General features: G+C 73.2%; 6 protein-coding genes and 3 pseudogenes. 8 read left to right on the forward strand and 1 reads right to left on the reverse strand.

Going from position 1 to position 9,775, the window contains the following annotated elements:
* The 4 genes and pseudogenes from RH94_RS43225 to RH94_RS13120 all read left to right on the forward strand — a co-directional run.
* Nucleotides 1-614 (forward strand): annotated as a pseudogene (locus RH94_RS43225) (DUF1996 domain-containing protein); the annotation flags it as partial.
* A 517-nt stretch (nucleotides 615-1,131) separates the two neighbouring features.
* The gene (locus RH94_RS13110; protein WP_073947782.1) at nucleotides 1,132-1,587 is read left to right on the forward strand and encodes an ATP-binding protein; all 456 of its coding nucleotides are present in this window, start codon (nucleotides 1,132-1,134) and stop codon (nucleotides 1,585-1,587) included.
* Nucleotides 1,588-1,721: 134 nt separating this feature from the next.
* The gene (locus RH94_RS13115) at nucleotides 1,722-1,943 is read left to right on the forward strand and encodes a hypothetical protein (RefSeq protein ID WP_073947857.1); all 222 of its coding nucleotides are present in this window, start codon (nucleotides 1,722-1,724) and stop codon (nucleotides 1,941-1,943) included.
* A 531-nt stretch (nucleotides 1,944-2,474) separates the two neighbouring features.
* Nucleotides 2,475-3,683 carry an FAD-dependent oxidoreductase gene (locus RH94_RS13120; RefSeq protein ID WP_073947858.1) on the forward strand — a complete coding sequence of 403 codons (1,209 nt, stop codon included), beginning with the start codon at nucleotides 2,475-2,477 and terminating at the stop codon, nucleotides 3,681-3,683.
* A 66-nt stretch (nucleotides 3,684-3,749) separates the two neighbouring features.
* Here RH94_RS13120 and RH94_RS13125 read toward each other — a convergent pair whose 3' ends face one another.
* Nucleotides 3,750-4,901, reverse strand: coding sequence for a S1 family peptidase (locus tag RH94_RS13125; RefSeq protein ID WP_073947783.1), 1,152 nt, complete (start codon nucleotides 4,899-4,901; stop codon nucleotides 3,750-3,752).
* A 220-nt stretch (nucleotides 4,902-5,121) separates the two neighbouring features.
* Here RH94_RS13125 and RH94_RS13130 point away from each other — a divergent pair, with 220 nt between their 5' ends.
* The 4 genes and pseudogenes from RH94_RS13130 to RH94_RS43230 form a co-directional block, all read left to right on the forward strand.
* Complete coding sequence (locus RH94_RS13130) at nucleotides 5,122-5,691, forward strand: TetR/AcrR family transcriptional regulator (RefSeq protein ID WP_073947784.1); 570 nt, start codon at nucleotides 5,122-5,124, stop codon at nucleotides 5,689-5,691.
* Nucleotides 5,692-5,754: 63 nt separating this feature from the next.
* Complete coding sequence (locus RH94_RS13135) at nucleotides 5,755-6,957, forward strand: SGNH/GDSL hydrolase family protein (protein WP_073947785.1); 1,203 nt, start codon at nucleotides 5,755-5,757, stop codon at nucleotides 6,955-6,957.
* A 55-nt stretch (nucleotides 6,958-7,012) separates the two neighbouring features.
* Nucleotides 7,013-9,478: pseudogene (locus tag RH94_RS13140) on the forward strand (SpoIIE family protein phosphatase); the annotation flags it as partial.
* A 1-nt stretch (nucleotide 9,479) separates the two neighbouring features.
* Nucleotides 9,480-9,701 (forward strand): annotated as a pseudogene (locus RH94_RS43230) (ATP-binding protein); the annotation flags it as partial.
* Between the last annotated feature and the right edge of the window lie 74 nt (nucleotides 9,702-9,775).

Raw genomic sequence — 9,775 nt, forward strand, 5'->3', positions numbered from 1 at the left:
AGCCGGTCACCGACCACGGCGACTTCATCAACGTCTTCGACGAGGACCTGATGCGTCAGGTGGTCGACTGCGTCAACAGCGGCAGGCAATGCGGTTCCGGGGCCGATCAGGGCTCCGAACCCGGTGAGCAGCCGCAGCAGCCGCAGGACCCCCAGGACGGGCCGACCCGGGACGCCGAGGCACCGGCCGGAGGGGACGACGGCGCGGGCGGCAAGGACAACAAGGACGGCAAGGGCGGCCGGGACGGCAAGGGTCGCGAGGCGGACGGGGAGCAGTCGGCGAAGCCCACGGCCGGCGCACCGGTCGAGGAGCCGGCGCGCGGCGGCGCGTCCACGCCCCCCGGCGCCGTGGAGCCCAAGGCCGACGTCTCCCGTCCGGCCGCGGAGAACACCACGGGTACCGCGTCCGCGAGCGGCGGCGAGGTGGGCACGCCCACCCAGACGCCGGTTCCCGGTGGCAACGACCAGGCCGCGGGCGCGCAGACCGAACCCCAGGCCGTCAGGGGCGGCAACCTCGCCGAGACCGGAGCCCAGTTGTGGCCGGCGGCCGCCGGAGCGGTGCTCGTGGTCGCGGGATTCGTCCTGCTCCGCCGGATCAGGCGCGGCGCCGTGTGACGTACATGACGTACCGCAGGCCGTGAAAAGCCGTGAAAGAGGGCGGTGGCAGGACCGTGGAACCGGTCCTGCCACCGCCCCTCCGTCATGTCACTTGCTGCTGTGGGCGAGGCCCCTTCGGGCGTTGTTGTAGACGCGCAGGAGGTGCTTGGCCAAGGCGCACTGCACGGCGTGCGCATGACACTGACGGCATGTCCGCATGTGCTGTTCGTAGTCGGAACGCGCTTGCTGCAGAGCATCATCCGGAGACGGCATGAGGATCCTTCGCAGGGGGTGGCTGACGGCGCGGTGGACCCTACTCGGCAGTAGGGAACGCCTGCGTCAGAGTTGATCATGTTACTGCCGGTAGTGAAAAACGGCCTCCGGCGACGCTGTGCGACGGGATGGGCGGTTCACGGTGCGAACGCCGTGTCCTCCACCGACGCCGGTGTGACGCAGCTGACATGAATTCGGGAGGCGTGCCCGGCGGGAAGAGGGGTATGCGCAGCCCGTGAACAGGGTGGTGAAGGCGGTTGGGATGGAATCCGTCCTCCTCGGTGGCGGGGAATCGGTGTCGGGCACTGAAGTGATGCGCGTGGAGGCCGCCTTCGACGGGGGCAGCGCGTGCATCGCCGAGGCCCGCTGTCTCGCGGCCGATTTTCTGACCCGGGTGCGGGCGGGGCACGGGCCGGCGGTCTCGGACCGGGCCATGGACGTGACCCAGCTGGTGGTCAGTGAGCTGGTCACCAACGCCCGCAAGTACGCCTCCGGTCCCATCCTGATGGATCTGCGGGTCGTCGGCGAGGCCGTGGACGTCGCGGTCTGGGACAGCGATCCGGTGCTGCCGGTGGCGCGGGCCGCCGACCCCGGCCGGGTGGGGCAGCACGGCCTGGAGATCGTGATGGCCGTCGTGGAGCGCTTCGAGGTGCGGCGGGAACCGGTGGGCAAGCGCATCGTCGCCCGTGTCGCCCTGCGCGACGACGCGGAGCGGTGACGCCGGACCCGACGGCCGAGACCCGCTCCCCGGCGGAATTTTTCACCTGAATGGCCGTCCGTGGCTGCGTGCGAACGGCCCACTCGGTGTCTCCTGGAGCGAGAGAGGCGTCCATCGAGGGAGTGGAGCCGATCATGTATGAGATGTGTGCAGGAGTCGAGAAACCCGGCGGAGCACTGGTCTGGCACGTCATGGCCAAGCACACGACCACCACCCTGTGCGGCCAGACACTCAGTCAGCACGTCGACGGCGCGAGTGCACAGCGGGCTGGGCACTGTTCCACCTGCATGGCCTTGTTCGGGAAGCTGATGACCGCACCACCCGCGGTCGGCTCCCCGGCCGCCACGGACCACTAGTGCCGCGGCAGGCAACGTTTGCCCGTCAAGGAGCGGCGTCCGGTGCGTGCTCTGGGGGTCCCCCCTGCTCGAAGAGCTTGGGGGAGTGCCGGCCGGAAGTCCTCGTACTGGATGTACTTGGGCTTTCGGGCGGTGCGGCGAGTGGGGGTCCCCCCTGCTCGAAGAGCTTGGGGGAGCGTGCCGGGCGTCGCGACGGGGCGAACGTTGCCTGTTGCGGCACTAGGTCCGGATGTCCGGACCCGCCGACGCCCGTCGTCCGCCCGGACGACGGGCGTCGGCGGGTGAACGACCCGACCAATTTTTGGCAACGTGTTTCCATGTCGCATTCAGGCACCGGCCCATGGGTAACACTGAGCGGCGGAGGGGGGACGAGCACGGCGGCGCTGTGCCGGCGTGCCCATCCCGGAGTGTCACGCCGCCTTGGGGAAGGCGGCGAGCGGACCGACGGGGGGATGCATGACGCAGTCGCTTCCAGGACGACGGCCTGCGGGTGAGGGGGCGTTCACGGGGACCCGGGCGCTTCCGGTCGTGGTGATCGGCGCCGGGCCGTACGGGCTGTCGGTCGCCGCGCACCTGCGGGGCGCGGGGGTCCCGGTGCGTGTGTTCGGGGAGGTCATGGGCAGCTGGCGACACGCCATGGCGACCGGGATGTTCCTGAAGTCGACGCCCGACGCCGTCGACCTGTCCGCGCCGGAGCCCGGCGGGCGGCTGGCGGACTTCCTCCGGGTGCACGGCGAGCCGGAGCTGACCGAGCTGACGCCGATCCCGTGCGAGGTGTTCGTGCGCTACGGGCAGTGGTTCCAGAAGCAGTACGTCGGTGAGGCGGAGCCGACGCGGGTGACGGCCGTCCGTCTGGCCCCGTCCGGCCCGGGTTTCGCCGTACGGCTGGACGACGGCCGTGAACTCGCGGCCGGTGCCGTGGTCGTGGCCACCGGCCTGAACGGACTGGCCCACGTACCCGATGAGTTGCGGCGGCTCGCACCCTCGGGTCCGGGCGTCGAAGCCCTGGTGTCCCACACCAGCCAGCACACCGACCTGTCCCGGTACGCCGGCCGGCGCATCGCCGTGATCGGCGGCGGCCAGTCCGCCCTGGAGAGCGCCGCGCTGCTGCACGAGGCCGGCGCCCGGGCGCAGGTGCTGGTCCGGGAGGAAAGCGTGCTGTGGGGGACGACACCGGATCCGGCCCGGTCCCGGGCACGGCGGATCGGCAGGCCCCGTTCGCCCCTGGGCACCGGCTGGGTCCTGGCCGCGGTCTGCCGGGCGCCCGGCGGAGTGCGGCGCCTGCCCCCGGCGGCCCGGCTGCTGTTGTTCCGGCGCGCGCTGCGGCCCTCGGGCGGGTGGTGGCTGCGGGACCGGGTCGAGGGCGTCGTACCGGTGCGCACATCGCGCCGCGTCGTACGGGCCGAGGCGGCCGGGTCCGCCGTACGGCTGACCGTCGCCGGGCCGGCCGGCCGTGCGGAGGTCCTCGACGTCGACCACGTGCTGGCCGCCACCGGATACCGGCTCGACCTGGACGCCGTTCCCTTCCTGTCGCCGGAGACACGCCGTGCGCTGCGGCACGTGCCCGGCTCGAGGGCGCCGCGTCTGGGCCCGGGGTTCGAGTCCTCGGTGCCCGGCCTGTACTTCGCCGGATCGCTCGCCGCCCCGATGTTCGGGCCGATGATGCGCTTCGTCGCCGGCACCGCGTACACCGCGACCCGCCTCGCCCGGCACGTGGGCCGACGCGTGGCCGCACCCTGACCGCGTACGACGCCCGTGCGCGAGGGGGTTCCGGCCGGGCCGGCCGGAACCCCCGGGATCGGCGGGTCAGGCCGTGTGCAGGGTCAGACCGTAGCGGTTGAGGATCTCGTTGACCGGCTGGAACCAGGTCTCGCCGCCGCCGGAGCAGTTGCCCCAGCCCCCGGAGGTGACGCCCTGGGCCTGGTCACCGCTGATGAAGGAGCCACCGGAGTCGCCCGGTTCGGCGCAGACACTGGTCTTCGTCAGCTGGTGCACCGCGCCCTGGCTGTAGTTGACCGTCTCGTTCTTCGCCAGCACGGTGCCGCAGTGCCAGTGCGTCGTCGAGCCGGAGCGGCAGACCGAGGCGCCCACGGGCGCCTCCGCGGAACCGCGTACCAGCTGGTCCGGGACGGTGCCCCAGCCGAGGACCACCGGGACCGTCCACCAGCCGCTGCCGACGCTGACCCAGGCGTAGTCGTCGCCGGGGAACGAGGAGCCCTGGAAGGTGCCGATGTAGGAGCCGTCCCAGCCGCTCACCCCCGCGCCCGGCCGGCCGCAGTGCCCGGCGGTGACGAAGCCGCCGTACACCGAGAAGCCTATGGAACAGCGGGCGTTGCCGGTGTAGTACGGGTCGCCGCCGACCGTTCCGGCCGCGAAGGTCCGCGGCGCCGAGGAGACCGTGCGGACGGTGACCGGGCCGGCCTCGCGGGCCCGGGCGAGGAAGCGCTGGACATCGTTGTCGGAACGCTCGGCGCGGACGACGTCCACGACCACCGTGTTGGCGGCCGGGTCGACCCGCCAGGCGCTCACGCCCCGGGGCGCGGGGGAGTGGTCCAGGCGTGCCTTGACCGCGTCGAGCTGCCGCGCGCTGTGCTCGACGGTGCGGACGGCGGCGCCGGTGGACCGTACGGCGCGCAGGGTCGAGGCGGGGGCGCCGGAGGTGACGGCCACGGTCAGCCGTCCGGCCCCGGCGTCGAACCACGAGCCGCCCCAGGCGGATCCCGCGGCCTTCCGGGCCTTCGGTTCCACGGCCGTGGCGGTGCGTTCCGCCGCCAGCCGGGCCTGAGCCCGGGGCGCGGAGAGTCCCAGGTCCCGCTGCATCGCCCGCAGCAGTCCGGGGGAGGTGGAGGGTGCGGTGGCGGAGGTGGCCGCTGTGGCCGGCAGGGTGCCCGCCGCGGTCCAGCCGCCGAGCAGTACGAGCGCGGCCACGGCGACGCGGAGGAGTCGGGTGCGTCTCACAGGAGGTGCCCTTCGTCGTTCCAGACAAGGTGGGGGTGGAACAACCGCGACCTGAGAGCGCTCTCATCCGGTTCGGGGAGCAGCTTAGCCAGACCGGGTAGTCAGGTCCATGCCAATGCAGAAGATTCTCGCCAGGTTAAACAGTGACGTTATTTGCCTAATGTGATTAGGTAAGTATTGAATGGCTTCAGGGGCACGAGAACTCACGGAGGGAGACGGCGTGGCGCGAGCGGGGCTGACCACCGAACGCCTGGTCAGGGCCGGGGCGGAGCTGGCCGACGAGGTCGGCTTCGACCAGGTGACCGTCTCGGCGCTCGCCAGACGGTTCGACGTCAAGGTCGCGAGTCTGTACTCGCACCTGAAGAACTCCCAGGACCTCCGGACCAGGATCGCCCTGCTCGCTCTGGAGGAACTCGCCGACCGGGCCGCCGACGCGCTGGCCGGACGGGCCGGCCGGGACGCCCTGATCGCCTTCGCCGACGTCTACCGCGACTACGCCCGCGAACATCCCGGCCGCTACGCCGCGGCGCGGCTCCGGCTCGACCCCGAGGCGGCGGCCGCGAGCGCCGGGGGCAGACACGCGCAGATGACCCGCGCGATCCTGCGCGGCTACGACCTGACCGAGCCGGACCAGACGCACGCCGTCCGCCTGCTGGGCAGCGTCTTCCACGGCTACGTCGGCCTCGAGCTGGCCGGCGGCTTCAGCCACAGCGCCCCCGACCCGCAGGAGACCTGGGAGTGGATCCTCGACCGCCTCGACGCGACGCTGCGCGACTGGCCCCCGGCCTGAACCCCGCGGGACCGGCGGGAACGGCCGGACGGACCCCAATCCCCCCATCGACCGGCTGAGAGCATGAACACCGAATACGACTGGATCACCACGCCCATCACCGCCGGCCTCCTGCGCGGCGCCCTCGACCTGGAGCGCACCGCTCACGGCCTCCTGCCGCACCGGCTGCCCGCCCGGGCCCGCGCCCAGTGCGCCGACGCGCAGCTCGCCATGGCGGAGTCCCAGCCCTCCGGTGTACGGCTGGCGCTGCGCACCCGGGCCACCGCCGTCGAACTGGACACCCTGCCCACCAAGCGCCACTACGTCGGCGCCCCGCCCCGCCCGGACGGGGTGTACGACCTGCTCGTCGACGGACGTCTGGCCGCCCGGGGCAGTGTGGCGGGCGGCAGCACCCTGACCGTCGACATGGCCACCGGCACCACCGGGCACCGGACCGGCCCGGTGGGCACCCTCCGCTTCACCGGCCTGCCCGGCACCGTCAAGGACGTCGAGATCTGGCTCCCGCACAACGAGACCACCGAACTCGTCGCCCTGCGCACCGACGCCCCCGTCGAGCCCGTGCCGGACCGGGGCCGCAGGGTGTGGCTGCACCACGGCAGTTCGATCAGCCACGGCTCCGACGCGGACGGCCCGAGCACCACCTGGCCCGCCCTGGCCGCCTCTCTGGCCGGCGTGGACCTGATCAACCTGGGGCTGGGCGGCGGCGCCCTGCTCGACCCGTTCACCGCCCGCGCCGTGCGCGACCCCCCCGCCGACCTGATCAGCCTCAAGATCGGCATCAACCTGGTCAACACCGACCTGATGCGCCTGCGCGCCTTCACCCCCGCGGTCCACGGCTTCCTGGACACCATCCGCGAGGGCCGGCCCACCACGCCTCTCCTGGTCGTCTCGCCCCTGCACTGCCCCATCCACGAGGACACACCCGGCCCCAGCCTGCCGGACCTCACCGCCCTCGGCGCCGGGCGGCTGCGGTTCCGGGCCGCGGGCGACCCCGCGGCCCGGGCGAGCGGCGGACTGACCCTCGCCGTCGTCCGGGACGAGCTGGCCCGGATCGTCCGGCAGCGCGCGGCCGAGGACCCCCACCTGCACCACCTCGACGGCCGTGCCCTCTACGGCGAGGCCGACTACGCCGAGCTGCCGCTGCCGGACGAACTGCACCCGGACGCCGGGACCCACCGCCGTATCGGTGAACGCTTCGCCGCCCTGGCCTTCGCGGCCGAGGGCCCTTTCGGCGCCGCGCAGCCCTCGAGGAAGGGCTCCATCTGATCGATCAGTCAACCAAGTCGTGACGATTCGGGGAGGTTGATGCTAAAAAGGCCGGATGGTTGACCCTTTCACCCGCCTTCGGCGCATATCGTGGCGCTCGCTGGTGGGAAAGAGCCCGCGAAGCGTCGCCGGACAGGTGTTCGTTCTGCAGGTGGCGCTGGTGGTTCTGCTGGTAGCCTCCGCCGTCCTCGCCCTGATGCTGCAGTCGCAGCGGGACACCAACGCCGAGGCCGAGCGCCGTTCCCTCGCCGTCGCGCAGACCTTCGCGCACTCCCCGGGCATCCGGACGGCGCTGCGGGCGCCCGCCCCATCGGAAGTGCTCCAGCCGCTCACCGAGGCGGGGCGCACGTCGGCGGGGGTCGACTTCATCGTCGTCATGGACACCCAGGGCGTCCGCTACACCCACCCCCTGCCCGACCGCATCGGCAAACGCTTCGTCGGCACCATCGGGCCGTCGCTCGCCGGGAGGGTCCACACCGAAAGCGTCCAGGGGCCGCTCGGCCAGGAGGTCCAGGCCACCGTTCCGGTCAGGGACACCGGCGGACACGTGGTCGCCCTGGTCTCCGCCGGGATGAAGGTCAAGAACGTGACCAGCGAGGTGGACCGGCAGATACCGGTCATCCTGGCCGGCGGGACGGCGGCGCTCGGCCTGGCCACCGGGGTGACGGCACTGGTGGGCAGGCGGCTGCGCCGGCAGACCCACAGCCTCGCGCCGGACGAGATGCGCCGCATGTACGACCACCACGACGCGGTGCTGCACTCCGTGCGCGAAGGCGTGCTCATCATCGGTGACGACGGACGGCTGCTGCTGGCGAACGACGAGGCCAGGCGGCTGCTGGACCTGCCGCCGGACGCCGAGGGCAGGCCGGTGACGCAGCTGCCGGGGCTGGAGTCCGGCACGGTCGACCTGCTCGCCTCCGGGAGGGTGGCCACCGACGAGGTGCACCTCGCCGGAGCCCGCCTGCTGGCGGTCAACCAGCGGCCCACGGACCGCGACGGCGGCCCCAGGGGCACGGTGGTGACGCTGCGCGACTCCACCGAACTGCAGGCCCTCTCCGGCCGGGCCGAGGTCGCCCGGGAGCGGCTCGAACTGCTCTACGACGCCGGACTGGCCATCGGCACCACCCTCGACGCGGCCCGCACCGCCGACGAGCTCGCCCAGGTCGCCGTCCCCCGCTTCGCCGACTTCGTCTCCGTGGACCTCGCCGACGGCGTCCTGCGCGGCGAGGAGCCGGCCACCACGGCGACCGGCATGCGCCGCATCGCCGTGCGCGGAGTCCAGGACGACCCGCCGCTGTACGAGAAGGGCCGGCTGATCGACTTCCTCCCCTCCACGCCCCAGGCGCGCGGCTACGGCACCGGGCACCTGGAGCTGGTGACGGACCTGTCCTCCGCGTCGGGCTGGCGCGCGCAGGACCCGGAGCGCGCCGCGGCGATCGTGGACTACGGCATCCACTCGCTCATCTCGGCCCCGATCCGGGCCCGCGGAGTCGTGCTGGGCGTGGCCAACTTCTGGCGCTCCAAGGAGCACGGTCCGTTCGACGAGGAGGAGCTGTCCCTGGCCGAGGAGCTGGTCGCCCGGGCCGCGGTCAGCATCGACAACGCCCGCCGCTACGCCCGTGAGCACGCGCTGGCGGTCACCCTCCAGCGCAGCCTGCTGCCCCGGGCCCTGCCCGAGCAGAGTGCCCTGGAGGTCGGCTACCGCTACCTGCCCGCCCAGTCGGGCGTCAGCGGCGACTGGTTCGACGTGATCCCGCTGCCGGGCGGCCGGGTGGCGCTCGTCGTCGGCGACGTGGTCGGGCACGGCCTGCACGCCGCCGCCACGATGGGCCGGCTGCGGACCGCGGTGCACAACTTCTCCACCCTCGACATGCCGCCCGACGAGCTGCTGAGCCACCTGGACGACCTGGTCGGCAGGATCGACCAGGACGAGGCCTGTACGGACGCCGCCGCGGCCGTCGTCGGAGCCACCTGCCTGTACGCGATCTACGACCCCGTGACCCGCCGCTGCGCCATGGCACGCGCGGGCCACCTGGCGCCCGCCCTGGTCGCCCCCGACGGCGGCGTCACCTTCCCCGACCTGCCGCACGGGCCGCCCCTGGGCCTGGGCGGCATGCCCTTCAGGACGGCCGAGTTCGAGCTCGCCGAGGGCACCCAGCTCGTCCTCTACACCGACGGCCTCGTCGAGGACCGCAGGCGCGACCTGGACGTCGGCATGGAACTGCTGCGCCAGGCCCTCGCCGGTCACCCCGACCGGCCGCCGGAGCAGAGCTGCCGGGCCGTGCTGGACGCGCTGCTGCCGTCGCGGCCCAAGGACGACGTCGCCCTGCTCATCGCCCGCACCCGCGCGCTGCCGTCCGACCGGGTCGCCGACTGGGACGTACCGCCCGACCCGGCCGCCGTCGCCGGGATACGCCTCGCCGCCACCGGCAAGCTCGACGAGTGGGGCCTGTCGGAGCTCGGCTTCAGCGTGGAACTCGTCCTGAGCGAACTCGTCACCAACGCCATCCGCCACGGCTGCNCCGATCCACGTCCGCCTGATCCACGACCGCACCCTGATCTGCGAGGTCTCCGACGGCACCAGCACCTCGCCGCACCTGCGCTACGCCGCCACGACCGAGGAGGGCGGCCGCGGCCTGTTCCTGGTCTCCCGGACGACCGAGCGCTGGGGCACCCGCTACTCGCCCCGGGGCAAGGTCATCTGGGCGGAACTCCCCCTCCCGGAACCCACCGCCATCCGCTGACCGGACACGGCCGGTGCGCGCACCGCGCACCGCGCGCACACGGCGACGGCCCGGTCCCGGCCCTTGCGGGCGGG

It is taken from the genome of Streptomyces kebangsaanensis (genome assembly GCF_001906585.1).
Lineage (GTDB): Bacteria > Actinomycetota > Actinomycetes > Streptomycetales > Streptomycetaceae > Streptomyces > Streptomyces kebangsaanensis.